Here is a 25,556-nt window from a genome sequence, read left to right as displayed (position 1 = left end):
GCGCTGGACGACTCAGGCCAGCACATCCGTCGATTGCACGCGGTCGACACCCGCAGCGCGCATGTCGCGCCACGCATTGTCCAGCGAACCGTTCAGATCGATTGCGCGGGTCGCGTCTTCGATGACGGCGGCCTCGAAACCCGCCGCGCGCGCGTCGAGCGCGGACCACGCGACACAATAGTCGGTCGCCAGCCCGCAGCACCACACGCGCGTCACGCCCGTGTCGCGCAGGTAGCCGGCGAGGCCCGTCGGCGTCTTGCGGTCTGCTTCGAGAAACGCCGAATAGCTGTCGACGTCCGCGTGATGGCCCTTGCGGATCACCGCGCGCGCATGTGGAATGTCGAGGTCCGCGTGCAGTGCGGCGCCAGGCGTGTCCTGCACGCAATGCGTCGGCCACAGCACCTGCTCGCCGTACGGCAGCGCGATCGTCTCGAACGGCTGGCGCCCCGCGTGGTTCGCCGCGAACGACACATGCGACGGCGGATGCCAGTCCTGCGTCAGCACGACGTGGCTGAAACGCCGCGCGAGCCGGTTCACGAGCGGCACGATTTCGTCGCCGCGCGCGACTGCGAGCGCGCCGCCTGGCATGAAGTCGTTCTGCACGTCGACGACGAGCAGAACTTCGTTGGCACTTTTCATCGCTGTTCCTTCCGCGCTGTTGCGTCGAAGCTATTCCTTCGACGCCGTGCTTCGATCCAGTCAGCGGCCCGTTCCCGTTCAGCCGTTGAAGCCGCGCCCTTGCGCCGCGCGTTCGACGATGCCGGGAGCAATCTGCCAGGCGTCGCCATTCGCTTGCGCCGCATAACGGCGGATCGCGCGCTCGACGTTGTAGAGCCCGACGGTATCCGCGTAGAGCATCGGACCGCCGCGCCACAGCGGAAAGCCGTAACCCGTCAGATAAACCATATCGATGTCCGACGCCTTCGACGCGATGCCTTCCTCGAGAATCTTCGCGCCTTCGTTGACGAGCGCGAACACGAGTCGCTCGACGATCTCGTCGTCGGAAATCTTGCGGCGCTCGACGCCGAGTTCCTTCGAATACGCGACGATCATCTCGTCGATCTGCTTCGACGGGTACGCGTTGCGGTCTCCCGCCTTGTAGTCGTACCAGCCGCCGCCCGTCTTCTGCCCGAAGCGGCCCGTCTCGCACAGCCGGTCAGCAACCTTCGAATAATGCATCTCCGGATGTTCCTGATAACGCCGCTTGCGAATCGCCCAGCCGATATCGTTGCCCGCCAGATCGCTCATGCGGAACGGGCCCATCGCGAAGCCGAATTTCTCGATCGCCTTGTCGACCTGCGCGGGCAGCGCGCCTTCTTCGAGCATGAAGAGCGCCTGACGGATGTACTGCTCGATCATCCGGTTGCCGATGAAGCCATCGCACACGCCCGACACCACCGCCGTCTTTTTGATTTTCTTCGCGACCTTCATGACGGTGGCGAGCACGTCCTTCGCGGTCTCCTGGCCGCGCACCACTTCGAGCAGCTTCATCACGTTCGCGGGGCTGAAGAAATGCATGCCGACCACGTCCTGCGGACGCTTCGTGAATGCGGCGATTTTGTTCAGATCGAGCGTCGACGTATTCGACGCCAGGATCGCACCCGGCTTCGCGACTTCATCGAGACGACCGAACACCTGTTCCTTTACGCCGAGCTCTTCGAACACGGCTTCGATGATCAGATCGGCGTCCTTGAGATCGTCATACGAGAGCGTCGGCGTGATCAGCGCCATGCGCTCTTCGAGCGCCTCCGTCGTCAGCTTTCCCTTCTTGACGGTCGCCTCGTAGTTCTTGCGGATCGTCGCGACGCCGCGATCGAGCGCTTCCTGTTTCGTTTCGAGCATCATCACAGGCAGGCCCGCGTTGACGAAGTTCATCGCGATGCCGCCGCCCATCGTGCCCGCGCCGATCACGGCCACTTTCCTGATGTCGCGCGCGGGTGTATCGGACGGCACGTCGGGAATCTTGCTCGCCGCGCGCTCGCCGAAGAACGCGTGACGCAGCGCCTTGCTCTCAGGCGTCTGCACGAGCGCGAGAAAGCATTCGCGCTCGACCTTCATGCCTTGCTCGAAGCCCTTCAGCACGCCCGCTTCGATCGCGTCGATGCACTTGTGCGGCGCCGGAAACTGCTTTGCGACGGCCGCGACGCTGTTGCGCGCGAACTGGATGAAGCCCGCCGCATTTGGATGCTCGATCTTGCGGTCGCGGATCTTCGGATACGGACCGCTTTGCGCGCCGACCTTGCGCGCAAACGCAAGCGCGCTTTCAAGCAGATCGCCTGTGATCAGCTCATCGAACAGGCCCGTGCCCGCGAACTTCTCAGACATGACGGGCGTACCCGACACGATCATGTTGAGCGCCGCTTCCAGTCCGAGTGCGCGTGGCAGACGCTGCGTGCCGCCCGCGCCCGGCAGAATGCCGAGCTTCACTTCGGGCAATGCGATCTGCGCGCCGGGCGCCGCAACGCGATAATGCGCGCCGAGCGCGAGTTCCAGCCCGCCGCCCATCGCGACGCTGTGAATCGCGGCGACAACCGGCTTCGCGCTGCCTTCGACGGCCTTGATGACCGTCATCAGCGTCGGTTCCTGCAGCGCTTTCGGCGTGTTGAATTCGGTGATGTCGGCGCCGCCCGAGAAGGCCTTGCCCGCGCCCGTCAGCACGATCGCCTTGATGGCGGGATCGTGCTGCGCGCGGTCGATGCCCTCGATGATGCCCGTGCGCGTCGACAGGCCGAGGCCATTGACGGGGGGATTGTTCAGTGTGATGACGGCGACGCCGTCGTGTGTCGTGTAGTCCACTGCCATCTGCCTGCCTCCATGCCATGCGGCCGCGATTCGGGTACGCGGCCATGATCGGAACATGCGGACCATTGTCCGCCGTTTTAACGTTCCTTAACGATAGCAGGCAGGATACACAAAAAAGCACGCTCGTTCAATTCACGCGATGTGCCTTTTCCGTGGGGGTAAACCCGCTCTACGACGGATCGCTTTTCGCGTGCGCTTCGTCGTCGAAGGGGCAGTTTTCGATTGCGAGCGCGGACGGCAGCACGTGATCGCGAAACCGTTCGCGCAGCTTGAGCTTCTGCAGCTTGCCCGTCGCCGTGTGCGGCAGTTCGTCGACGAACACCACGTCATCGGGAATCCACCACTTCGCGATCTTGCCTTCGTAGAACGCGAGCAGTTCGTCGCGCGTCACGTCGGCATCGGGGCGCTTCACGACGACGAGCAGCGGCCGCTCCGTCCACTTCGGATGCGAGCACGCGATACACGCCGCTTCCGCGACGGCGGGATGCGCGATCGCGATGTTCTCGACGTCGATCGAACTGATCCACTCGCCGCCCGACTTGATCACGTCCTTGCTGCGGTCGGTGATGTTCAGGAAGCTGTCCTTGTCGATGGTCGCGACGTCGCCCGTCGGGAACCAGCCGTCGACGAGCGGCGATGCATCGCTGCGAAAATACCGGTCGATCACCCACGGTCCGCGCACATGCAGATCGCCGAATGCGACGCCGTCCCACGGCAGTTCGCGGCCGTCGTCGCCGACGATCTTCATGTCGACGCCGTACATCACGTGTCCCTGCTTTTCGCGCAGCTTGCGCTGCTCATCGGGCGAGCGCTGCGTCTGCTCCCACGTGAGCTTCGACAGCGTGCCGAGCGGCGACATCTCCGTCATGCCCCACGCGTGGATCACCTCGACGCCATATGTGTCCTGGAACATCCTGAGCATCGCGGGCGGGCACGCGGAACCGCCGATCACCGTGCGCGTCAGCGACGAAAAACGCACGCCCGCTTCGCGCACGTGGTTCAGCAGCCCGAGCCAAACGGTCGGCACGCCTGCGGAGTACGTGACGCGCTCGGCTTCCATCAGTTCATACAGCGACTTGCCGTCGAGATCCTTGCCAGGAAACACGAGCTTCGCGCCCGTCAGCGGTGCGGCATGCGGGATGCCCCATGCGTTCACATGGAACATCGGCACGACGGGCAGCACGCAATCGCGCGCGGACAAGCCCATCGCATCCGGCAGCGACGCGCCGAACGCATGCAGCACCGACGAGCGATGCGAGTACAGCGCGCCCTTCGGATTGCCCGTCGTGCCCGACGTATAGCAAAGGTTGGACGCGCAACGTTCGTCGATGAGCGGCCAGTCGAAGTCACCGTCGTGCTGCGCGAGCAGTGCTTCGTAGCTCGATGCGGCCGTCGACATGCGCGGCATGTGCGCCTCATCGGTCATCGCGATCCAGCCGCGCACGTTCGGACATTGCGGCGCGAGCACATCGACGAGCGGCGCAAACGTGATGTCGAACAGCACGTAGCGGTCGTCCGCGTGATTGATGATCCACGCGATCTGATCGGGAAAGAGGCGCGGATTGATCGTGTGACATACGGCGCCGAAGCCCGTCGTGCCAAAGTACGTTTCCAGATGCCGGTAGCCGTTCCATGCGAGCGTGCCGATCCGGTCGCCCATTTCGACGCCCAGCGCGATTAGCGCCTGCGCTAGCTGCTTCGCACGCTTTTCGCAGTCGCGGTACGTGTAGCGATGCACGTCGCCCTCGATGCGCTTCGACACGATCTCCGTCGTGCCGAAGTGGCGCGATGCATGCGCGAGCAACGAAGAGACCGTTAGCGGCACGTCCATCATCTGTCCATAGAGCGGCGTCGTCATACGCAGGTGTCTCCCAGTTTATGTATTCGTTCGAATGCGTGAGCGCGGCCGCGCCGCCGAACGATCAGGCATTCGATATGCGCCGCAGACGCGCGCCCTGCAGCGCGGCAGGCGCGCAATTACAATATCGGTTAATAAAGAGGCGCTCAACATGTCGTTTTCCCCATGCAATGAAGGGCCATCCGTCGGCTTGTCCGGTCCGATGTCGACGGCGGCAGGCACCATCGACAATCTGCGTGAAGGCAGCTTCGCGGCACTCGGCACGGTCTTTCTGACCCGTTTGCCCGCAGCGCCGTTGCCTGCGCCGTATGTCGTCGGCTTCGCGCCCGATGTCGCGGACATGCTCGGCTTCGATCCCGCTCTCGCGGGCACGCCGGGCTTCGCGGAATTTTTCTCGGGCAACACCACGCGCGACTGGCCGTCCGATTCGCTGCCGTATGCATCGGTGTATTCGGGGCATCAGTTCGGCGTGTGGGCCGGTCAGCTCGGCGATGGCCGTGCGCTCACGCTCGGTGAAGTCGAGCACGCAGGCGAACGGTTCGAGCTGCAGCTGAAAGGCGGCGGACGTACGCCCTATTCGCGCATGGGCGACGGCCGCGCGGTGCTGCGCTCGTCGATCCGCGAATATCTGTGCTCCGAGGCGATGCATCACCTCGGCATCCCCACGACGCGCGCGCTATGCGTGACGGGCTCCGATCAGCCCGTGCGCCGCGAAGAAATGGAAACGGCGGCCGTGGTTACGCGCGTGTCGCCGAGCTTCGTGCGCTTCGGGCATTTCGAGCACTTCTACGCGAACGACCGCGTCGATGCGTTGCGCTCGCTCGCGGATCACGTAATCGACCGCTTTTATCCGTCGTGCAGGCAAGCCGAAGACCCGTATCTCGCGCTGCTGAACGAAGCCGTGCTGTCGACGGCTGACCTGATCGCGCAGTGGCAGTCCGTCGGCTTCTGCCATGGTGTGATGAACACGGACAACATGTCGATCCTCGGTCTTACGATCGACTATGGTCCGTTCGGCTTCATGGACGGCTTCGACGCGAATCACATCTGCAATCACTCGGATTCGCAGGGCCGCTACGCGTACCGGATGCAGCCGCAGATCGCGTACTGGAACCTCTTCTGTCTCGCGCAAGGTCTGCTGCCGCTCTTCGGCGAGCGTTACGACGAAGCGCAGCGCGGCGAGCGCGCGGTGCAGGATGCGCAGCGCGTGCTCGAAGGCTTCAAGACGCGTTTCGCGCCCGCGCTCGAAACGCGGATGCGCGCTAAAGTCGGCCTCGAAACCGAGCGCGAAGGCGACGATGCGCTCGTCAACAAGCTGTTCGAGATCATGCACGCGAACCGCGCGGACTTCACGCTGACGTTCCGCAATCTGTCGAAGCTGTCGAAGCACGATGCAAGCGGCGATGCGCCCGTGCGCGACCTGTTTCTCGATCGCGCCGCGTTTGATGCATGGGCGAACGACTATCGCGCGCGGCTGTCACACGAAACGCGCGACGACGCCGCGCGCGCCGACGCGATGAACCGCGTGAACCCGAAATACGTGCTGCGCAATCATCTGGCCGAAACGGCAATCCAGAAGGCGAAAGAAAAAGACTTCTCCGAAGTCGAGCGCCTTGCGGGCGTGCTGCGCCATCCGTTCGACGAGCAGCCCGAGTACGAAGCGTATGCGGGGCTGCCGCCCGATTGGGCTTCGTCGCTGGAAGTCAGCTGCTCGTCGTGATGGGCGGCTTGGGCCGGCTTGCGCGACCGCATCAACCGGCCTGCGTTACAATTCGAGCCCAGATAGCGTCGCTCGCGCTCGGCATTTTTTCGCGGGCGTGCGAGCGCGGGCCAATGCACGCAGTCGCGGACAAGATCGACGGCAAGCGTTTTTCGGACCGCCCGGACTGGCCTTTGCCGCCATTCACGTCACGTCATCCGAAACGATCGCTGACTGCGCGCAGGATGCGCCCAACTTCCCCGGACTCCCGACCCCGATAATGAAATTCCTGTTCGATCTGTTCCCGATCATCCTGTTCTTCGTTGCGTACAAGGTGTGGGGCATTTTCACGGCGACGGCCGTCGCGATTGCCGCCACGCTGGTGCAGATCGCCTGGGTCGCGTTCCGTCACCGTAAGGTCGACCCGATGTTGTGGGTGAGTCTTGGGGTCGTCACCGTTTTCGGCGGCGCGACGCTCGTGCTGCACAACGACACCTTCATCAAGTGGAAGCCGACCGTGCTCTACTGGGCATTCTCGGTCGTGCTGGTCGTATCGGCGATTGCGTTCAACAAGAATCTGATCGAAGCGATGATGGGCAAGCAGATCCAGTTGCCGCATCGCGTGTGGGGTCAGCTGAATATCGTGTGGGCCGTGTTTTTCGTGCTGCTCGGCATCCTCAACCTGTTCGTCGCATACAACTTTTCCACCGATGCGTGGGTCAACTTCAAGCTGTTCGGCGCAACCGGCTGCCTTGTCGTGTTCATTGTCGGGCAGAGTCTGTGGCTGTCGAAGTATATGAAGGAAGAGTGACATGAGCGACGACGTTTCACCTGACGTTTTTCTGCGAGCAAGCCCCGCCGAGCGCATCGCGCTGATCGAGTCGCGCATCGCGGCCGCGCTCGCGCCCGTCGATTCCATCACCGTGCGCGACGACAGCGCGCAGCATGCGGGCCACGCCGGGGCGTCGGCGGGCGGGCATTACGCGGTGACTATCGTGGCGGCCGCGTTCGCCGGCAAGGCGCGCGTGGCGCGACATCGCATGGTGTATGATGCGCTGGCCGATGCCATGCAACGCGGCATTCACGCTCTCGCCATCACGGCTTATACGCCAGAAGAATTCAATTTGCTGTCCCGTTAGGAAACTTCCGATGACCTTGAAAAAAACCCGCTATTGGGTCTTGCTGGCTGCTTGCGCGGCCGCGCCTGCATTCGCACAGAACATCGCCGTCGTAAACGGCACGCCGATTCCGAAGTCGCGTGCCGATGCGCTGATCCAGCAACTCGTGCAGCAGGGTCAACAGGATTCGCCGAAGCTGCAACAGGCCGTGCGCGAAGAACTGGTGAACCGCGAAATCCTGATGCAGGAAGCGGTCCGCGAAGGCATTCCGTCGAAGCCCGAAGTGAAGGCACAGGTCGCCGTCGCGCAACAGACGGTCGTGCTCCGCGCGCTGATCGAAAACTACCTGAAGCACAACCAGCCGTCCGACGCCGAAGTGAAGGCGAAATACGACGAACTGGTCAAGCAGATCGGCGGCAAGGAATATCACCTGCACCATATCCTCGTCGAAAACGAGCAGCAGGCGAAGGATCTGATCGCGAAGATCAAGGGCGGCGCCAGCTTCGAAGACCTCGCGAAGCAGTTCTCGAAGGACCCGGGCTCGGGCAAGAACGGCGGCGACCTCGATTGGTCGGACCCGAAGGCGTACGTGCCGGAATTCGCCGACGCCGCGCAAAAGCTGCAAAAAGGCCAGATGACGGATACGCCGGTGCACACGCAGTTCGGCTGGCACATCATCCGCGTCGACGACGTGCGCGAGACGCCGCCGCCGCCGTTCGAGCAGGTGAAGAAGCAGATCATGCAGCAGATGCAGCAGGAAAAGCTGCAAGCGTTCGAAGAGGACCTGCGCTCGAAGGCGAAGATTCAGTAAGCGTCGCCGTCTTGCTTGCTGGCAGTGTTGGCTGTCAGCCGGATATGGAAAAGCCGCCCTCGGGCGGCTTTTCTTTTTCCATCGTCGACGTGCAATCAGCGGGTTTGCGTCGTCGCGAACATAGCGGCAAAACAAGGACGCGCCGTTCGACAGTTTGACCCGTCGAACCGTGCCCCGCTACCTCAGCCCAGCCACTTGCGCGCGTTCTGGAATACGCGCATCCACGGGCTGCCGTCGGTCGCGCTGTCCTTCCACGCCTGCGGATGCCAGCTCATCTGCACGTTGCGATGCACGCGCTCCGTGTGCGGCATCAGCACGGTGAAGCGGCCGTCCGGCGTCGTGACGGACGTGATGCCGGCAGGCGAGCCGTTCGGGTTGAACGGATACTGCTCGGTCGGCTGGCCGCGGTGATCGACATAGCGCATCGAGACGGCGACACGCGACGCATCGCCCTGTTGCGAGAAGTCCGCGAAGCCCTCGCCGTGCGCAACCGCGACGGGAATGCGCGAGCCTTCCATGCCGGCGAAGAAGATCGATGGCGACGACTGCACTTCGACCAGCGAGAAGCGCGCTTCGAATTTCTCCGATTTGTTGCGCGTGAACTTCGGCCATGCGTCCGCGCCGGGGATCATCGATGCGAGGCTGCTCATCATCTGGCAGCCGTTGCAGATGCCAAGCGCGAACGTGTCGCTGCGGCCGAAGAACGCCGCGAACATATCGGCCAGTTGCGCGTTGAAGCGGATCGTCTTCGCCCAGCCTTCGCCCGCGCCCAGCACGTCGCCATACGAGAAGCCGCCGCACGCGACTGCGCCCGCGAAGTCGGCGAGCGTCGCGCGGCCCGAGAGCAGATCGCTCATGTGCACGTCGTGTGCATCGAAGCCCGCGCGGTCGAATGCATACGCCGTTTCGAGGTGCGAGTTCACGCCCTGTTCGCGCAGGATCGCGACGCGCGGACGCGCGCCCTTGCCGATAAACGGCGCGGCGACGTCCTCAACGGGATCGAACGACAGATGCGGCTGAATGCCGGGGTCCGAAGCATCGAGCAGTGCATCGAACTCGGCGTCGGCGCACGCGGGATTGTCGCGCAGACGCGAGATGCGCCAGCTCACTTCGCTCCACGTGCGATGCAGCTCGGTACGTGGCGCTTCGTAGATCTTCTTCGCGTCGCGCCAGATTTCGATCGTGTCGCGCTCGTTCGGCTTGCCGATCACATGCGAGCACGCCGACAAACCATGCTCGCGCAGCGCGCCGAGCACGGCATCGCGATCGGCGGCACGCACCTGAACCACCGCGCCCAGTTCTTCGTTGAAGAGCGCGCGGATCGTGCGGTCTTCGCGACGGCCGCTGGTCTGCTTCGCCCAGTCCTTCGCGTCGCCGTAGTCGAATTCGTGATCGGGATCGAGCGTCAGCATGTCGACGTTCACCGACACACCCACGTGGCCCGCGAACGCCATTTCGCAGACGGTCGCCCACAGGCCGCCATCCGAGCGATCGTGGTACGCGAGCAGCTTGCCATCCGCGTTGAGCGTCTGAATGGCTGCGAAAAAGCGCTTCAGGTCTTCGGGATCGTCGACATCGGGCACCGTGTCGCCGACCTGCTGCGTGACCTGCGCGAGGATGCTGCCGCCCAGGCGCTGCTTGCCGCGGCCGAGGTCGATCGCGATCAGCACGGTGTCGCCTGCTTCCTTGTGGCTCAGCAACTGCGGCGTCAGATGGCGGCGCACGTCTTCGACGGGCGCGAACGCCGAGATGATCAGCGACACAGGCGCGATCACTTCCTTCGCGACGCCGCCGTCGGCCCACTTCGTGCGCATCGACAGCGAATCCTTGCCGACGGGAATGCCGATGCCGAGCGCCGGGCACAGCTCCATGCCGATCGCCTTCACCGTGTCGTACAGCGCGGCGTCTTCGCCGGGGCTGCCGCACGCGGCCATCCAGTTCGCCGACAGCTTCAGCCTGTCCAGCGAAGCAATCGGTGCCGACGCGATGTTCGTCACCACTTCGCCGACGGCCATGCGGCCCGACGCGGGCGCGTCGATCACGGCGAGCGGCGTGCGCTCGGCCATCGTCATCGCCTCGCCGCGGAAGCCCGCGTAATCGACCGTGGTGATCGCGCAATCGGCGACGGGCACCTGCCACGGGCCGACCATCTGGTCGCGCGCCGTCGTTCCACCCACCGAGCGGTCGCCGATCGTGATCAGGAACGACTTGCTCGCCACGGTCGGGTGACGCAGCACGTTGACGGCTGCCTCATGCAGCGCGAGATGCGTGACATCGACGGGCTGCAGCGGCGTCGACGCGCGCTTCACGTCGCGGTGCATGCGCGGCGGCTTGCCGAGCAGTACTTCCATCGGCATGTCGACGGGCTGGTGCGCGTTGTCGTTTGCGTTGTCGTTTGCATTGTCCGTGTCGATCAGCTTCAGCTGGCGCTCGGCCGTGGCCGTGCCGACCACCGCGAACGGGCAGCGCTCGCGGTCGCAGATCGCGGCGAATTCTTCGAGGCGCGACGGCGGAATCGCCAGCACGTAGCGCTCTTGCGCTTCGTTCGACCAGATTTCGCGCGGAGACAGGCCACTCTCTTCGAGTTGAACCTTGCGCAGTTCGAACAGCGCGCCTTTATCGGCGCCGTCGACCAGTTCAGGAAACGCATTCGACAGGCCGCCCGCGCCGACGTCGTGAATGCTCAGGATCGGATTGCCCTCGCCCATCTGCCAGCACGAGTTGATCACTTCCTGCGCGCGCCGCTCGATTTCCGGGTTGCCGCGCTGAACCGAATCGAAGTCGAGCTCGGCCGTGTTGGTTCCCGTCGCCATCGAGCTGGCCGCGCCGCCGCCCATGCCGATACGCATGCCGGGACCGCCGATCTGGATCAGCAGCGAGCCCGCGGGCAGATCGTGCTTGTGCGTGTGCTGATCGGCGATGTTGCCGAGGCCGCCCGCGATCATGATCGGCTTGTGATAGCCGCGTACGCGGCCCGCGACGTTCTGCTCGTAGGTGCGGAAATAGCCGCCGAGGTTCGGGCGGCCGAATTCGTTGTTGAACGCGGCGCCGCCGAGCGGTCCGTCGATCATGATCTGGAGCGGCGATGCGATGCGGTCCGGGCGGCCATACGTGTCGAACTGGTCGGCGCTGTTGCGATGGCCGACGGGCTGCGTGGCATCGCGCGCGTTTTCCCACGGCTCGCGTGCATCGGGCAGATCGAGGTTCGACACCGTGAAGCCCGTCAGACCGGCCTTCGGACGCGCGCCGCGGCCCGTCGCGCCTTCGTCGCGGATTTCGCCGCCCGCGCCCGTCGCGGCGCCTGGGAAGGGCGAAATGGCTGTCGGGTGGTTGTGCGTCTCCACCTTCATCAGCGTGTGCGTCATCTCGACGTGACGGCCATAGCGTTCGCCTGGCTCGCCGTCGCTCACCGCCTTGCGCGGGAACCAGCGCTCGGCCATGCCGCCCTGCATGATCGACGAGTTGTCCGAGTAGGCGACGATCGTGCCTTGCGGATTGAGCTTCTCGGTGTTGCGGATCATATTGAACAGCGACATGTCCTGCGCCTCGCCGTCGATCGTCCAGCTCGCGTTGAAGATCTTGTGGCGGCAGTGCTCGCTGTTGGCCTGCGCGAACATCATCAGCTCGACGTCGGTCGGATTGCGGCCGAGCTTCGTGAATGCATCGACGAGATAGTCGATTTCGTCGTCGGCGAGCGCGAGGCCGAGTTCCGTGTTCGCCTTTTCCAGCGCCTTGCGGCCGTCCGTCAGCACGGCGACCGTCTGCAGCGGCTTCGCGGGCAACTCGTCGAACAGATGCATCGCGTGATCGCGCGACGGCGCGACGCTTTCCGTCATCCGGTCATGCAGCGCGGCGGCGACGGCGGCGCGCGCCTCGTCCGACAACGCCTTCTTGCCGCCCAGCAGCCCGCCCTTCAACACGACCGTGTATTCGACGCCGCGCTCGATGCGGCGCACGTGCGTGAGGCCGCAATGATGGGCGATATCCGTGGCCTTGCTCGCCCACGGCGACACCGTGCCGAAGCGCGGCACCACGAGAAAGCTTTCGACAGCGCCTTTATCCTTGCCCGCGTCGAACGGGTCGCCGTAGTGCATCAGCGCTTCGATCTTCGCGCTGTCTTCCGTGGAAAGCGGCGTCTGCGAGTTCACGAAGTGCAGGTACTGGCCGCGCACGCCGACGATGTTGGCGTCGATGCGCGACAACGTATCGAGCAGGCGGGTTTGACGGAAATCGGAAAGGGCCGAAGCGCCGGGGAAACACGAGAAGTGGGCCATGGACTTGACGTTGCGTCGATCGGTTGCGTCGCCGGATGCCGCGTGCGATTGCTTTCACAATTGCTCGGACAGTCGCGCGTGGAGGCGACGTGAGGCGTAAGGAAGTCCGAGATTATAACCCGGGAAGGCCCGGCAGACCTGGCCTGGTGGCGCGCCTCACACGCTCTGCGCGTGTTTGCGCCACCGGCGCGCACTGCCCGGACGATGCACGGCCATTTCAGGATGCGTTCCCGTCAGATTGTGGTAGGCGTCGCGCAGTTTTGCCGAAAGCACCACGCCGAACCGCGGGCGGACGTCGTGCCTATCCCAACGGCACGATGCCGGGCGACTCGTTTGACTGCTATCATTCCGCCTTTCATCAGATCGGCGCAGCATGGGCAGCCATTGACGCTGCGCCGCATGTCACGCATACGGAAAACGCCTGGCCTCACGCGCGCCGCGGGCAACTCGAATCAATCATGGATGTCATTGTCATCGGCGGCGGGATCGTCGGCGTCGCCACCGCCTACCAGCTTCGCGCGGCGGGTCATCGGGTATGCGTCGTCGAGCGGCACGCCACCGTCGCGCAGGGCGCCACGTATGGCCACGGCGGCACGCTGCTGCCCACTCCCCTCGACGTCTGGTTCGGCCCGACCTTCATGCAGCATCGCCAGGCGGCGAAAAGCGGCGTGATCAGAAAGACGGGCTTCAACGGCCCGGTGCGCGAATTCATCCGCAAGCTCGCCACGCTCGCCGAGCCCGACGCGTTCAAGAAGCAGTTTGCATTGCTGCGTCCGCTGGTCGAATCGGCGCGCGAGTCGCTCGCCGACATCGAACATCACTTCAACCTCGAATTCGAGCAGTCGAAGGGGCAGTTGTACCTTGTGCGCAGCGCGCGGGACTGGGAGCTGACGGAGCCGGCGCTCGAACTGCTGCGGCAATTCGAAGCGCCGCACCACGTGCTGAGCCCGCAGGAATGCCAGGACATCGAGCATTCGATTCCGCTCGAGCCGCACTTCGCGGGCGGCGTACTGATCGAGGACGAAGGCACGGCGAACTGCCCGCTGTTCGCGAAGCTGCTCAAGCAGACGCTCGACGCGCAAGGCGGCGTGCAGTTCCAGTGCGGCCGCGAAGTGACGGGCATCCGGCTCGACAACCAGCGCGCGGCCGTCGAACTGGCGCCAGCAAACGGCGAATCGGCGCGTTCTTCGCGCGAAGTCGACGTGATCAGCGCGGATGCCGTCGTCGTGGCGGCGGGTGTCGGCAGCCTCGCGCTGCTGGAGAAGCTCAGGCTTAATCTGCCGCTGCATCCGCTGCGTCTGCACAACCTCGTCGCGCCGATCGCACGCGAGGAGTTCGCGCCGCATACGACGGTGATCGATGCCGTCAAGCGCATCACGATCACGCGCAGCAATCACCGGTTGCGCATCGCGGGCGGCGCAGTGCTGCAAAGTGCGAGCCAGACGAAGCAGCCGCTGCCCGAACCGCTGACGAAAGAAGCGCTCGCGCTGCTCGGCCAGGCGACGCACGACTGGGTGCCGGGCTCCGCGCGCATTTCGGCGGCGCTGCCTTGGGAAGGCGCGAAGCTGTTATCGCCGGACGGCTTGCCCGTGACGGGCAACGCGCTGCATCCGCGCCTCTTCGTGAACGCCGGGCATGGCCCCGTCGGCTGGGGTCTCGCGTTCGGGACGGGCAAGCTGATCGCAAACCTCGTGTCGGGCGCACCGTCCGAACTGTCGCCCGATACGATCGCGGCGCTTCGCCCCGAACGCTTCCGCGAATAATCGGGACGGTCACTCGTCCTATGCCATTGCGCGTGCTGGCATCGGCACGCGCAATGCCACTACCATGAACGTACTTCGTCGCTATCGACGCTCTCCTACGTTCCGACAGGCTGCCATGACCGATGCCACCTTGCCCCCCGTGCCCGTCCCGCATCCGATCCTTGTCAATCCCCATGACCGGCCGCTCGCGCTCCTGAGCGTGGCCGAGCTGCGCGAGCTCGAAAAAAGCGCCGAAGCCGCCTTGCCCGCCCATACGCTGATGGGCCGCGCGGGGCACGCGGCCGCCCGTTTTCTGCTCGAACAGTTTGCGCATGACGGTTCCGTCGATACGCGCCATCCTGTGTGGCTCGTCGCGGGCCCCGGCAACAACGGCGGCGATGCGCTCGTCGTTGCGGTGGAGTTGCAGCGGGCGGGCGTCGCGGTGGAAGTCTGCATGCCCGTCGACGTCAAGCCCGACGACGCCCGCTGGGCGTTGGCCGAAGCGCGCGCGGCGGGCGTGCCGATTTCGGGCGCCGTGCCTGCCTCGCTGGACGGCTACGGCTGGGCCGTCGACGGGATGTTCGGCATCGGGCTCGCGCGGCCGCTGGAAGGCATTTACGCGTCGATCGCTCAACAGCTGTCGGCGCGCGCGAAGACGCATGGCCGCGTCCTCGCACTCGATGTGCCGAGCGGGCTCGACAGCGATACGGGCAATGCCGTCGAAGGCGGCATCGCCGTGCGCGCCACGCATACCGTCACGTTCATCGGCGCGAAGCCGGGGCTTTTCATGGCGTTCGGACGCGATCTCGCAGGCGAGGTGACGGTTGCGCCCATCGGCGTCGAAGCGCCGCGTGAGCCCGGCGCCCGCCTGAACGCGCCCGCCCTGTTCGTTCCGCATTTCCCGCCGCGCGATGACTCGACGCACAAAGGCACGTTCGGCAGTATTGCCGTGGTGGGCGGCGACACGGGCATGTGCGGTGCGCCGATTCTCGCGGCGCGCGCCGCGCTGTACGCGGGCGCGGGCAAGGTGCATGTTGCGTTTCTCGGCTCCGGCAGTCCGCCGTACGATCCGCCTCACCCCGAACTGATGCTGCATCCCCTCGACGATCTGCCGCTCGACCAGATGGACGCGTTGTCGATCGGCTGCGGAATGGGCAAGCGTGAGCGGGCCGTCGAGGTACTGCGCAACGTGCTGCCGCTCGATGTGCCCAAGCTGTTCGACGCCGATGCGCTGAATCTCATCGCCGCGCACGCCGATCTGGCGGATGCCGTGAAGCAGCGCGGCGCATCCAGGACTGGACCGGCGACGGGACCGGTGGCCGATCCGTGTGTGCTGACGCCCCATCCGCTCGAAGCCGCGCGCCTGCTCGGCGTGGACGCGAAAACCGTGCAGGCCGACCGCCTCAGGGCCGCGAGCTCGCTCGCCGCGCGTTATGCGAGCGTCGTCGTGCTGAAAGGCACGGGGACCGTGATTGCTGCGCCCGATGGCCGCATCGCAGTCAATCCGACGGGCAATGCTGCGCTGGCAACGGGTGGCACGGGCGATGTGCTCGGCGGCCTGATCGGCGCGCTGCTCGGCCAGCGTCTGCCGCGCTACGAAGCGGCGCTCGCGGGCGTCTATCTGCACGGACTCGCCGCCGACGCGCTCACCGCCCGCGGCGAAGGCCCGGCCGGACTGACTGCGGGCGAACTCGCGCCGATGGTGCGCAAACTGCTGAACCGGCTCGTGTATCCGCGACGGGACTGATCGTTTGCGCGTGGGCTCCAGCGTCCCGCGCATGCGTCCGGAAAACATCCCGCTCATGCTTCCCTTTATCTGGCGTACCGGCCCTATGGATGCCGGCTGTCATCCTGGACCGCTATACTGATTGACTGCGTCGGTCGGCCGGGCTTCGGCCACGACGCTAACTGCAGACGCTCGCTGACGGGGCACGAGGCGCGCCGCCGCGCATCCGGCGACCGTACCGCTCAGCCGACTGCGCGTCTGCAGACCCCTTCCGGCACGCACGATGCGCGGCCGGCCATTCGTTTTCCTTCGTTAGACGGACGGTTATGACTCTCAACTCGCTCCCCGCCTGGAACTCGCTGAAAACACACTACGGACAGATTCGCGATGCGCGCCTGCGCGACTGGTTTGCTCCCGAGAACGATCCCGCGCCGACGCGCGCCGAACGATTCACGCTTGCCGGCGGCGGTCTTGCAGCCGACTTCTCGAAGAACCGCATCACTGATGAGACGTTGCAACTGCTCGTGCAACTCGCGCGCGAGGCCAACGTCGAAAAGCGCCGCGACGCGATGTTCGCGGGCGACATCGTCAATCCGACGGAAGGCCGCGCGGTGCTCCATACGGCGCTGCGCGCGAGCAGCCCAACGGCGCCGTTCTACGGCAAGGTACAGGCCGAGCGCGCCAAAATGGCCGCTTTCGCCGACAAGGTCCGCAACGGCGACTGGAAGGGCTACACCGGCAAGCGCATTCGCCATATCGTGAACATCGGCATCGGCGGCTCGGACCTCGGGCCGAAGATGGTCGTGCACGCGCTGCATCATCTCGCGACGCCAGACATCTCGACCCATTTCGTCTCGAACGTCGACGGCGCGGATCTGTATCGCGTGCTCACGCAGATCGATCCCGAAGAGACGCTCGCGATCATCGTCTCGAAGACATTCACGACGCTCGAAACGATGACCAACGCCAACTCGCTGCGCGACTGGTTCATCGAAAAGGGCTGCCCGCAAAACGAGCTGGCGAGGCACTTCGTCGGCGTCTCGGCAAATCCGGCAGAGGTCGTCAAGTTCGGCATCGCGCAGGACAACGTCTTCGAGATGTGGGACTGGGTCGGCGGGCGCTATTCGCTGTGGTCGGCCGTCGGCCTGTCGATCATGATCGCCATTGGCCCGAAGCAGTTCGACGAACTGCTCGCGGGCGCCAACGACATGGACGAGCATTTCCGCAGCGCGCCGCTCGAGCGCAATCTGCCCGTGCTGATGGGCATGATCGGCATCTGGTATCGCAACTTCTTCGGCTCGCAGAGCTATCTGGTCGCGCCGTATTCGGAAGCGCTGCACTATCTGCCGTCCTACCTGCAGCAGCTCGAAATGGAAAGCAACGGCAAGCAGGCGTGTCTGGACGGCTCGTTCGTCAGTTACGATACCTCCGCCGTCACGTGGGGCGAGCCGGGCACGAACGGCCAGCACGCGTTTTTCCAGATGCTGCACCAGGGGCCGACCATCGTCCCGATCGACTTCGTCGCGGTGCTCACACCCGAGCATCCGCTCGCCTCGCATCATCCGAAGCTGCTCGCGAACTGTTTCGCGCAGAGCGAAGCGTTGATGCTCGGCCGCACGCGGGAAGAAGCCGAGAAGGTCGCGGGTCCGGACAAGCCCGAACTCGTGCCACACATCATGTTCCCCGGCAACCGTCCGACCACGACCCTGCTCGTCGACGCCCTCACCGCCCGCTCGCTCGGCGCGCTGATCGCGCTGTACGAACACAAGGTGCTGGTTCAGGGCACGGTGTGGAACATCAACTCGTTCGACCAGTGGGGCGTCGAGCTCGGCAAGATTCTCGGCAAGGTCGTGGAGGCCGATCTCAACGCCGCGAGCATCGATGAGAAGAAGCACGATTCGTCGACATCGGCGTTGATCGCGCGTGCGCGTTTGGCGTTGAAGCGCTGATCGGGCGTCGCCAGGCGCACAAACGCAGGCCTTCGTTCTCGAAGGCCTGTTTTGCTTTTGCACCTCAGTCGACGTACGTTTTGAAGCCGTTGCGGCCCGCGCTCAGATCAGGCGTCCTGCTTCGATCGTTATCGTCGTATCGCAGCGGCGCGCCAGTTCGACGTCGTGCGTGACCAGCACGAGCGTCGCGCCGTTTGCGCGATTCATCTCGAACATCAGATCGATGACGGCGTGGCCCGTCGCGGCATCGAGGCTGCCCGTCGGCTCGTCAGCGAAAAGAATCGCGGGATGGGTTGCGAACGCGCGTGCCAGCGCCACGCGTTGCTGCTCGCCGCCCGACAGCAGCTTCGGATAGTGACGCATCCGCTCACCCAGCCCGACTTGCGTGAGCAGCGTCCGCGCGCGCGCGTTGACGTCGCGTGGAGAGAGGCCGCCTTGCAGTTCGAGCGGAAGCGTGACGTTTTCAAGCGCCGTCAGATGCGGCATCAACTGGAACGACTGGAACACAAAGCCGACCGAACCGTTGCGCAGCGCGGCGCGGCCGTCTTCGTCGAGTTCCGTCAGTTCGCGGCCGAGCAGACGAACCGACCCCGACGTCGCGCTGTCCAATCCGGCAAGCAGTCCAAGCAGCGTAGACTTGCCCGAGCCCGATGCGCCGACGATCGCCACGCGGCTGCTGGCTCGAATCGACAGGTCGATGTTATCGAGGATCGTCAACTCGCCTGTAGCGTCCTTAACCCTCTTGCACAAACCCCGCACTTCGATGACTGGATCGGTTTTCTTTGGCATGGTGAAGCGTAGGTTGAAAGTGCGCGCCGCTGCGTCGAGCGCGGCAGGTATTGCGCTCGCCTTCGCCGCGATGTTTTGCGCGTGCGCCCAGGCGGCCAATAGCACAGACGCCAGCGCCAACTCCGCCGCGACGGCAGCGACGGCGGCGACGGCCGCGACAGCGGCAGGCACCAATACGCAGCAGTCGAAGCCGACGATCGTCGTGCTCGGCGACAGCATCTCCGCCGAATACGGGCTGCCTCGCGACACCGGCTGGGTTTCGCTGATGCGTCAGCGTCTGTCGAGTGAGCGGATCGATTATAACGTTGCGAATGCGAGCATCAGCGGCGACACCACGAGCGGCGGGCGCGCGCGTCTGCCCGCGTTGATGCAGCGTCTCAAGCCCGCCATCGTAATCGTCGAACTCGGCGCCAACGATGCGCTGCGCGGTGTCCCGCTCGGCACGACAGAGGACAATCTTCGCACGATCATCAAGGAAGCCCTGCAGGGTCACGCGAAGGTCCTGCTGATCGGCATGTACGTGCCGCCCAATTACGGCCTCGACTACACGCAAAAGTTCCACGGACTGTACGGCGAGTTGTCGAAGCAATTGCGCGTGCCGCTCGTCCCATTTCTCCTCGCCGGGATCGAAAACAAGCCGGACATGTTTCAGTCGGATCAGATCCATCCGACGCAACAGGCACAGCCCCTGCTCCTCGACAACGTGTGGCCGGCGCTGAAGCCGCTGCTCCACGCCACGTCCCAATGAACGCGCGGCCGCTCATGCGGGTCCGTGACGGCGCGCCGACAACTCGTCTCGAATAACGGGAAACGTGATCGGGCACGTCATCGGATGGACACGCCTGACTTTGATTACCGGCTCGACCCGATCGATTTCTGGAAGGAGATAACATGAAATACTTACCGCTTGTCGCTATGGCTGTCGCCATTTCCGCTTGCGCCGCGCAGCCCGCCGGCGTGCAGTCCGTCGGCACCAGCCAGCAGCCACCGAGGGCTGTCGGCCAATGCATCGCGAAGAAGTGGGCGGACAAGTCGCAGCAGCAGGTCGTGGCACAAGATACATTGGCCAACGATCAGGCGCTGGACGTCTACGTCCCCGGCCAGCAGCCGCCGAACGGCGCCGCCGCGATTGTGCGTCCGAACTATCGGGGCACGGGCACGTGGGTCGGGTTCCGTGCGGCGGGCGGCGCAGGCAGCGACGCAACGAGCGATATCAGCGCCTGCCTGTAACGCCGGTGCGACGCTCGTCGCAAAACAAAAAAGCCCCGCATGTGCGGCCACATGTGCGGGGCTTTCCGATGTCTGCATGAAGCCGCCGGGAACGGCCTCATGCGTCGATCGAAGCGGGCTTACTCGCCCGACTGGCTGCTTTCGAGCGAGCCGTACATCTTCACCTTCGAACGCTCGCGCAACGCGTCCAGATAGGCTTCCGCTTCGGCCTGCGCGTTCACCGATGCAATCTGCTGCTGCGCAGCCGCGAGACGCTTCGAATCGGTCGGAGCCGGCGGAACCACAGCGTTCACGCGATAGATCACGTAGCCGTCCGCACCGAGATCCACACCGACGTAACCCGGCAACTTTTGGGCATCGGCCTTGTAAATTGCACCCAATGCGGCAGCCGGCACGCCTTGCGCGTCGTTGCGCGACACCTTCAGCGAGGACGAGAAGCCGTCCGTCGACTTCGACTTCTGCAGATCCGCCAGCTTCGCTTCGCCTTCTTTGCGGGCCAGCTCGGCGGCCTGCTGTACGACGAGCTTCTGACGCACGGCATCCTTGATTGCGGCGAGCGCGGGCACGGCGGCCGGCTTGTAGTCGGTCACGTGCGCGGCGACCAGCGTGTTGCTGCCGACGTCGATGGCTTGCGTGTTGTTGCGGTCCTTCACCGAATCGTTCGCAAAGACGGCAGCGAGGAACTTCGCGCTGTTCAGCGGGCTATCCGGCGCCAGAGCGGTGTTGGCCTTCGGCGTGACCGTCGCGGTCTGGATCTGCAGCTTGTACTTGTCCGCGGCCGGCTGCAGGCTCTTCGCCTGTTCGTAGACGGTCGACGTGAAGCCTTCCGAATCGTCGCTGAACGCCTTGGCCGCAAGCTGCGTCTTCAGATCCTTCGCAATCGAGTCCTTCACTTCGTCGAAGGGCTTCGTCACCGACGGCTTCACGTCCGTCACCTTGACGATGTGATAACCGAAGTCCGACTGGATCAGGTCGCTGATCTCGTCCTTCTTCATCTTGAAGACGGCATCGTCGAACGCTTTGCCGCCCGCGATCATGCCCGGGCCGAAATAACCCAGATCGCCGCCCTTCGATGCCGAGCCCGGATCTTGCGAATCCTGTTGCGCGAGCTGCGCGAACTGATCCGGATGCGCCTTGACCTGCGCGAGGATCTCTTGCGCTTTCTGCTTCGCCTTGTCCTTGTCGGCAGCGCTCGCGTCCTTCGGCGCCGCGATCAGGATGTGGCTCGCACGCACTTCGGCCGTCGTGCGGAAGTGCGCGATGTTGTCGTCGTAATACTTCTTGAGATCGGCGTCGCTCGGATTCGTCGACGCAGCGAGCGTGGCCGGCGACATCACGAGGTACTGGATCGTCGCCGTCGCGGGTGTCGCGAAGTCGTTGCTGTGCGCGTCGTAGTACGCCTGGATCTGCGCGTCGGTCGGCTTCACCTTCGACTCGTACTCCTTCGCGTGGAATGCGAGACCCTGCACTTCGCGCTGCTGCTCGGCGAGTTCGGTCAGATGCTGAGCGAGCGTCTTGGGCGTGAACGACGTCTGCGTGATGACGGCGGGCAACTGCTGCATCGCCATGCCGTAGCGGACCTGCTCCTGATATTGATCGGGCGTGAGGCCCTGCATCGCAAGGAGTTCTTTATATTTGTTGAGGTCGATCGATCCATCGGGGTTCTTCAACGAACCGATCACCGGGTCGGCCAGCAGCGCGCGGCGCAGCGCATCGTCAGAGACCGTCAGATGCAGGCGTTGCGTTTCGTCGGCGAGCACGCGCTGTTGAATCAGACCGTCGAGCATATCCTTGCGGCGCTCCGGCGTGTCGAACACCTTCGAGTCGAACTGGGCGCCGAGCATCTGACGCGCGCGGTCCATCTGCTGGCGCCACGCGTTGTCGAATTCGCCGCGCGTGATCTTGTGACCGTTGACGCTCGCGACGTTCGAGCTCTCGTCAAAGAAACCGCGGAAGCCCTGGATACCCACAAAGCCCAAGCCCGGAAGAATGACCAGGATGAGCATGAACATCATCAGACGTTGGTGATTGCGGAAGAAGTCGAGCATGCTTGAAGAGGCAATAGTCAGGTGCCAAAAACGGAACGCCCGATAGTACAACAGCGGGCAATAAAAAAGGCGAACCGGAGTTCGCCTTTCTAGGATACTGGCGGAGTGGACGGGACTCGAACCCGCGACCCCCGGCGTGACAGGCCGGTATTCTAACCGACTGAACTACCACTCCTTTTGCTGCATATGCTGCAGCGTGTCACTTCAATCTGGAACTGGTGGGTGCTGAGAGGCTCGAACTCCCGACCTACGCCTTGTAAGGGCGCCGCTCTACCAACTGAGCTAAGCACCCGCTCCGAGATCGCCGCCGCCTGATTGCTCATGCCGATTTTCACCGGCAATCTCATCAAGCAGCGAGCCCATTAGTTTAACGCATCTTTCAGCGCTTTGCCAGGCCTAAATTTCGGGACCTTGGCTGCCTTGATCTTGATCGCCGCGCCCGTGCGAGGATTGCGGCCCGTGCGAGCCGTGCGCTTGCCCACGGCGAACGTGCCGAAACCGACCAGCGTGACCGAACCACCCTTTTTCAACGTGCCTTTGACGCCACCGATCACGGCATCCAGTGCGCGGCCCGCTGCCGCTTTCGAAATGTCGGCTTGCTGTGCGATGTGATCGATTAATTCCGTTTTATTCATTTAAAGCCCCCGAGTGTGTAGTTGGGCAATCATGAAAGCGCTTAAGCGCCCGGTTTATCTGCGGCACGGCATTATTTGCCGGCCACTCATTAGAATGGGCCGAAACCCTTGTGTCAAGCGGGGTTGGGCCTGATTCGAAGGGTGCATCGAATGCTTGTCGATGACAAAATCTTGCAAAGAGACCGATGCGGATGCAACAAATTGTGCCGGTTGAAAACGGTATTCACGAGAGCGCATACGAAAAAACGTTTGCGCGTTTCTTCGGCATATGCAAATAAAAAACCCGCGGACCAAGCCGCGGGTTTCCACTTGCTGACACGGCCGGCTGCCGCCGGCCAATCAGATGCTTAGTGCTTCACGACATCGCTGGCGCCGGCATCCTTCGATTCGCCGACGGGCGCAGCTGCCTTCGGCTCTTCTTCGGGCAACGGCGACGGCACGCGTTCGAGTGCCAGTTCGAGGACCTTGTCGATCCAGCGGACCGGGACGATCTCGATCGCGTTCTTCACGTTGTCCGGAATCTCCGTCAGATCCTTGACGTTTTCTTCCGGGATCAGCACGAGCTTGATACCGCCGCGATGTGCTGCCAGCAGCTTTTCCTTCAGCCCGCCGATCGGCAGCACTTCGCCGCGCAGCGTGATTTCGCCCGTCATCGCGACATCCGCGCGCACGGGGATGCCCGTGAGCACCGACACCAGCGCCGTCGTCATCGCGATGCCGGCGGACGGACCGTCCTTCGGCGTCGCGCCTTCCGGCACGTGGATGTGGATGTCCTGCTTCTCGAACGCTTCGTCCTTGATGCCCAGACGGCGCGACCGCGAGCGCACCACCGAGCGCGCCGCTTCGACGGATTCCTTCATCACGTCGCCAAGCGAACCCGTGCGAATCACGTTGCCCTTGCCCGGCATCACGGCTGCTTCGATCGTCAGCAGATCGCCGCCGACTTCCGTCCACGCGAGGCCCGTGACCTGACCGATCTGGTTTTCCTTCGCGGCCAGACCGAAGTCGTACTTGCGCACGCCGAGGAACGTGTCGAGGTTGTTGCCATCGACCGTGACCACGTTGTCCGCCTTCTTCAACAGAAGCATCTTCACGACCTTGCGGCAGATCTTCGATACTTCACGCTCGAGCGAACGCACGCCCGCTTCACGCGTGTAGTAGCGAATGATGTCGCGGATAGCAGCTTCCGTGACTTCGATCTCGCCAGCCTTGAGGCCGTTGTTCTTCTTCTGCTTCGGCAGCAGATAACGTTGCGCGATGCTGACCTTCTCGTCTTCCGTATAACCCGACAGGCGGATCACTTCCATCCGGTCGAGCAGCGGCGGCGGGATGTTCAGCGAGTTCGACGTCGCGACGAACATCACGTCCGACAGGTCGAAGTCGACTTCGACGTAGTGGTCAGCGAACGTGTGATTCTGTTCCGGGTCGAGCACTTCGAGCAGCGCCGACGACGGATCGCCGCGGAAATCCATGCCCATCTTGTCGACTTCGTCGAGCAGGAAGAGCGGATTGCGCACGCCGACCTTGGTCAGGCTCTGCAGAATCTTGCCCGGCATCGAACCGATGTACGTACGACGGTGGCCGCGAATCTCGGCTTCGTCACGCACGCCGCCCAGCGCCATGCGCACGAACTTGCGGTTCGTTGCGCGCGCAATCGACTGGCCCAGCGACGTCTTGCCGACGCCCGGCGGCCCGACGAGGCACAGGATCGGCGCCTTCACCTTGTCCACGCGCTGTTGGACGGCGAGGTACTCGAGAATGCGTTCCTTGACCTTTTCGAGTCCGAAGTGGTCTTCGTCCAGCACGCGTTCCGCATTCGAGAGGTCGTTGTTGACCTTGCTCTTCTTGCGCCACGGCAAGCCGATCAGCGTATCGATGTAGTTGCGCACGACCGTCGCTTCCGCCGACATCGGCGACATCAGCTTGAGCTTCTTCAGCTCGGCGTCGGCCTTCTTCTTGGCGTCCTTCGGCATGCGAGCGGCTGTGATGCGCTTCTCGAGTTCTTCGAGATCGGCACCCTCTTCGCCTTCGCCTAGTTCCTTCTGGATCGCCTTGACCTGTTCGTTCAGGTAGTACTCGCGCTGGCTCTTTTCCATCTGACGCTTGACGCGTCCACGGATGCGCTTTTCGACCTGCAGGATGTCGATCTCGGCTTCGAGCTGCGCGAGCAGATGCTCAAGGCGCTCGATGACCGGGAACATTTCGAGGATCTGCTGCTTCTGGTCGAGCTTGAGCGGCAGATGCGCGGCGATGGTATCCGCGAGACGGCCTGCCTCATCGATACCCGACAGCGACGTCAGAATTTCCGGCGGGATCTTCTTGTTCAGCTTCACGTACTGGTCGAACTGCGACACGATCGCGCGGCGCAGCGCTTCCGTTTCGGCGCTGTCGGCGTGGTCGGGCTCGAGCGGCATGACCTCGCACGAGAATTGCGTTTCCTGCTCTTCGACTGTCAGCGTTTTCGCGCGCTGCAGGCCTTCGACCAGCACCTTCACGGTGCCGTCGGGCAGCTTCAGCATTTGCAGGATGTTCGCGACACACCCTACTTCATACATGTCCTTTTCGGTCGGCTCGTCTTTGGCCGCCGTTTTCTGGGCGACAAGCATGATGTGCTTGCCGCCTTCCATCGCGGCTTCCAACGCCTTGATCGACTTCGGGCGACCCACGAAGAGCGGAATCACCATGTGCGGGAAGACGACTACATCGCGCAGCGGGAGCAGCGGAAGTGTGACGCGTTCCGGCGGGAGGAGTTGGGTTCCTGACATTTCATTTCCCCATGAGTGGAATCAGTTTGTTCGGTAGTTGAGGCCGCATAAAACGATTGCAAGCCTTCGCGTGTGGGAAAAGTTCAGTGACTCCAGAAAAACATTCCGTC

17 protein-coding genes and 2 tRNA genes are annotated in these 25,556 nt (G+C 63.9%); 9 read left to right on the top strand and 10 right to left on the bottom strand.

Going from position 1 to position 25,556, the window contains the following annotated elements:
- Positions 1-12 precede the first annotated feature (12 nt).
- From pncA to BMW76_RS02435, 3 genes are all read right to left on the bottom strand, one after another.
- A complete protein-coding gene (gene pncA / locus BMW76_RS02445; protein WP_090862277.1) occupies positions 13-639 on the bottom strand; it encodes a bifunctional nicotinamidase/pyrazinamidase in 627 nt (208 codons plus the stop codon).
- Positions 640-717: 78 nt separating this feature from the next.
- Positions 718-2,802, bottom strand: a complete 2,085-nt coding sequence (locus BMW76_RS02440; protein ID WP_090862274.1) for a 3-hydroxyacyl-CoA dehydrogenase NAD-binding domain-containing protein — start codon at positions 2,800-2,802, stop codon at positions 718-720.
- Positions 2,803-2,971: 169 nt separating this feature from the next.
- Positions 2,972-4,660, bottom strand: a complete 1,689-nt coding sequence (locus BMW76_RS02435; protein WP_090862272.1) for a 3-(methylthio)propionyl-CoA ligase — start codon at positions 4,658-4,660, stop codon at positions 2,972-2,974.
- Positions 4,661-4,811: 151 nt separating this feature from the next.
- Between BMW76_RS02435 and BMW76_RS02430 the strand changes: the two genes are divergently transcribed.
- The 4 genes from BMW76_RS02430 (at position 4,812) to BMW76_RS02415 (ending at position 8,288) form a co-directional block, all read left to right on the top strand.
- Complete coding sequence (locus BMW76_RS02430; protein WP_090862270.1) at positions 4,812-6,380, top strand: protein adenylyltransferase SelO; 1,569 nt, start codon at positions 4,812-4,814, stop codon at positions 6,378-6,380.
- Positions 6,381-6,639: 259 nt separating this feature from the next.
- A complete protein-coding gene (locus BMW76_RS02425) occupies positions 6,640-7,170 on the top strand; it encodes a septation protein A (RefSeq protein WP_090862268.1) in 531 nt (176 codons plus the stop codon).
- 1 nt (position 7,171) lies between these two features.
- Positions 7,172-7,498 (top strand): BolA family protein, encoded by a 327-nt coding sequence (locus tag BMW76_RS02420; RefSeq protein WP_087735739.1) that lies wholly within the window; start codon positions 7,172-7,174, stop codon positions 7,496-7,498.
- Between the two features lie 10 nt (positions 7,499-7,508).
- Positions 7,509-8,288: a peptidylprolyl isomerase gene (locus tag BMW76_RS02415; protein ID WP_090862265.1), complete on the top strand. Its 780-nt coding sequence runs from the start codon at positions 7,509-7,511 to the stop codon at positions 8,286-8,288.
- 182 nt (positions 8,289-8,470) lie between these two features.
- Here BMW76_RS02415 and purL read toward each other — a convergent pair whose 3' ends face one another.
- On the bottom strand, positions 8,471-12,562 hold the full coding sequence (purL, locus tag BMW76_RS02410; RefSeq protein WP_090862263.1) for a phosphoribosylformylglycinamidine synthase: 4,092 nt from the start codon (positions 12,560-12,562) through the stop codon (positions 8,471-8,473).
- 458 nt (positions 12,563-13,020) lie between these two features.
- Between purL and BMW76_RS02405 the strand changes: the two genes are divergently transcribed.
- From BMW76_RS02405 to pgi, 3 genes are all read left to right on the top strand, one after another.
- Entirely contained in the window at positions 13,021-14,325 is a 1,305-nt protein-coding gene (locus tag BMW76_RS02405; protein ID WP_090862558.1) for an FAD-dependent oxidoreductase, read from the top strand.
- A gap of 115 nt (positions 14,326-14,440) precedes the next feature.
- Complete coding sequence (locus BMW76_RS02400) at positions 14,441-16,051, top strand: NAD(P)H-hydrate dehydratase (protein ID WP_090862261.1); 1,611 nt, start codon at positions 14,441-14,443, stop codon at positions 16,049-16,051.
- A 305-nt stretch (positions 16,052-16,356) separates the two neighbouring features.
- Positions 16,357-17,979 carry a glucose-6-phosphate isomerase gene (gene pgi / locus BMW76_RS02395; protein ID WP_090862259.1) on the top strand — a complete coding sequence of 541 codons (1,623 nt, stop codon included), beginning with the start codon at positions 16,357-16,359 and terminating at the stop codon, positions 17,977-17,979.
- Positions 17,980-18,081: 102 nt separating this feature from the next.
- Here the strand turns inward: pgi and BMW76_RS02390 are convergent, their stop codons facing one another.
- Entirely contained in the window at positions 18,082-18,768 is a 687-nt protein-coding gene (locus tag BMW76_RS02390) for an ABC transporter ATP-binding protein (protein WP_090862257.1), read from the bottom strand.
- A 70-nt stretch (positions 18,769-18,838) separates the two neighbouring features.
- On the opposite strand from BMW76_RS02390, the gene BMW76_RS02385 reads away from it, so the two are divergent.
- Together BMW76_RS02385 and BMW76_RS02380 are read left to right on the top strand one after the other, a co-directional pair.
- Positions 18,839-19,516, top strand: a complete 678-nt coding sequence (locus BMW76_RS02385; protein ID WP_407668880.1) for an arylesterase — start codon at positions 18,839-18,841, stop codon at positions 19,514-19,516.
- Between the two features lie 143 nt (positions 19,517-19,659).
- Positions 19,660-19,998 carry a hypothetical protein gene (locus BMW76_RS02380; protein ID WP_090862253.1) on the top strand — a complete coding sequence of 113 codons (339 nt, stop codon included), beginning with the start codon at positions 19,660-19,662 and terminating at the stop codon, positions 19,996-19,998.
- A 119-nt stretch (positions 19,999-20,117) separates the two neighbouring features.
- On the opposite strand, the gene BMW76_RS02375 is transcribed toward BMW76_RS02380, so the two are convergent.
- From BMW76_RS02375 to lon, 5 genes are all read right to left on the bottom strand, one after another.
- The gene (locus BMW76_RS02375; RefSeq protein WP_090862251.1) at positions 20,118-22,046 is read right to left on the bottom strand and encodes a SurA N-terminal domain-containing protein; all 1,929 of its coding nucleotides are present in this window, start codon (positions 22,044-22,046) and stop codon (positions 20,118-20,120) included.
- 98 nt (positions 22,047-22,144) lie between these two features.
- A tRNA-Asp gene (locus tag BMW76_RS02370) sits at positions 22,145-22,221 on the bottom strand.
- 41 nt (positions 22,222-22,262) lie between these two features.
- A tRNA-Val gene (locus BMW76_RS02365) sits at positions 22,263-22,338 on the bottom strand.
- 70 nt (positions 22,339-22,408) lie between these two features.
- Positions 22,409-22,681, bottom strand: coding sequence for an HU family DNA-binding protein (locus tag BMW76_RS02360; RefSeq protein WP_007585907.1), 273 nt, complete (start codon positions 22,679-22,681; stop codon positions 22,409-22,411).
- A gap of 347 nt (positions 22,682-23,028) precedes the next feature.
- The gene (gene lon, locus BMW76_RS02355; protein WP_090862249.1) at positions 23,029-25,446 is read right to left on the bottom strand and encodes an endopeptidase La; all 2,418 of its coding nucleotides are present in this window, start codon (positions 25,444-25,446) and stop codon (positions 23,029-23,031) included.
- Between the last annotated feature and the right edge of the window lie 110 nt (positions 25,447-25,556).

The organism is Paraburkholderia diazotrophica (assembly GCF_900108945.1).
Lineage (GTDB): Bacteria > Pseudomonadota > Gammaproteobacteria > Burkholderiales > Burkholderiaceae > Paraburkholderia > Paraburkholderia diazotrophica.
Note: the sequence above shows the minus strand (reverse complement) of the source record. Positions and strands in the feature narration are given on the sequence as shown.

Coding starts and splice junctions, on each gene's coding strand:
- pncA (WP_090862277.1), bottom strand. CDS start 639: ATGAAAAGTGCCAACGAAGTTCTGCTCGTCGTCGACGTGCAGAACGAC.
- BMW76_RS02440 (WP_090862274.1), bottom strand. CDS start 2,802: ATGGCAGTGGACTACACGACACACGACGGCGTCGCCGTCATCACACTG.
- BMW76_RS02435 (WP_090862272.1), bottom strand. CDS start 4,660: ATGACGACGCCGCTCTATGGACAGATGATGGACGTGCCGCTAACGGTC.
- BMW76_RS02430 (WP_090862270.1), top strand. CDS start 4,812: ATGTCGTTTTCCCCATGCAATGAAGGGCCATCCGTCGGCTTGTCCGGT.
- BMW76_RS02425 (WP_090862268.1), top strand. CDS start 6,640: ATGAAATTCCTGTTCGATCTGTTCCCGATCATCCTGTTCTTCGTTGCG.
- BMW76_RS02420 (WP_087735739.1), top strand. CDS start 7,172: ATGAGCGACGACGTTTCACCTGACGTTTTTCTGCGAGCAAGCCCCGCC.
- BMW76_RS02415 (WP_090862265.1), top strand. CDS start 7,509: ATGACCTTGAAAAAAACCCGCTATTGGGTCTTGCTGGCTGCTTGCGCG.
- purL (WP_090862263.1), bottom strand. CDS start 12,562: ATGGCCCACTTCTCGTGTTTCCCCGGCGCTTCGGCCCTTTCCGATTTC.
- BMW76_RS02405 (WP_090862558.1), top strand. CDS start 13,021: ATGGATGTCATTGTCATCGGCGGCGGGATCGTCGGCGTCGCCACCGCC.
- BMW76_RS02400 (WP_090862261.1), top strand. CDS start 14,441: ATGACCGATGCCACCTTGCCCCCCGTGCCCGTCCCGCATCCGATCCTT.
- pgi (WP_090862259.1), top strand. CDS start 16,357: ATGACTCTCAACTCGCTCCCCGCCTGGAACTCGCTGAAAACACACTAC.
- BMW76_RS02390 (WP_090862257.1), bottom strand. CDS start 18,768: ATGCCAAAGAAAACCGATCCAGTCATCGAAGTGCGGGGTTTGTGCAAG.
- BMW76_RS02385 (WP_407668880.1), top strand. CDS start 18,839: ATGTTTTGCGCGTGCGCCCAGGCGGCCAATAGCACAGACGCCAGCGCC.
- BMW76_RS02380 (WP_090862253.1), top strand. CDS start 19,660: ATGAAATACTTACCGCTTGTCGCTATGGCTGTCGCCATTTCCGCTTGC.
- BMW76_RS02375 (WP_090862251.1), bottom strand. CDS start 22,046: ATGCTCGACTTCTTCCGCAATCACCAACGTCTGATGATGTTCATGCTC.
- BMW76_RS02360 (WP_007585907.1), bottom strand. CDS start 22,681: ATGAATAAAACGGAATTAATCGATCACATCGCACAGCAAGCCGACATT.
- lon (WP_090862249.1), bottom strand. CDS start 25,446: ATGTCAGGAACCCAACTCCTCCCGCCGGAACGCGTCACACTTCCGCTG.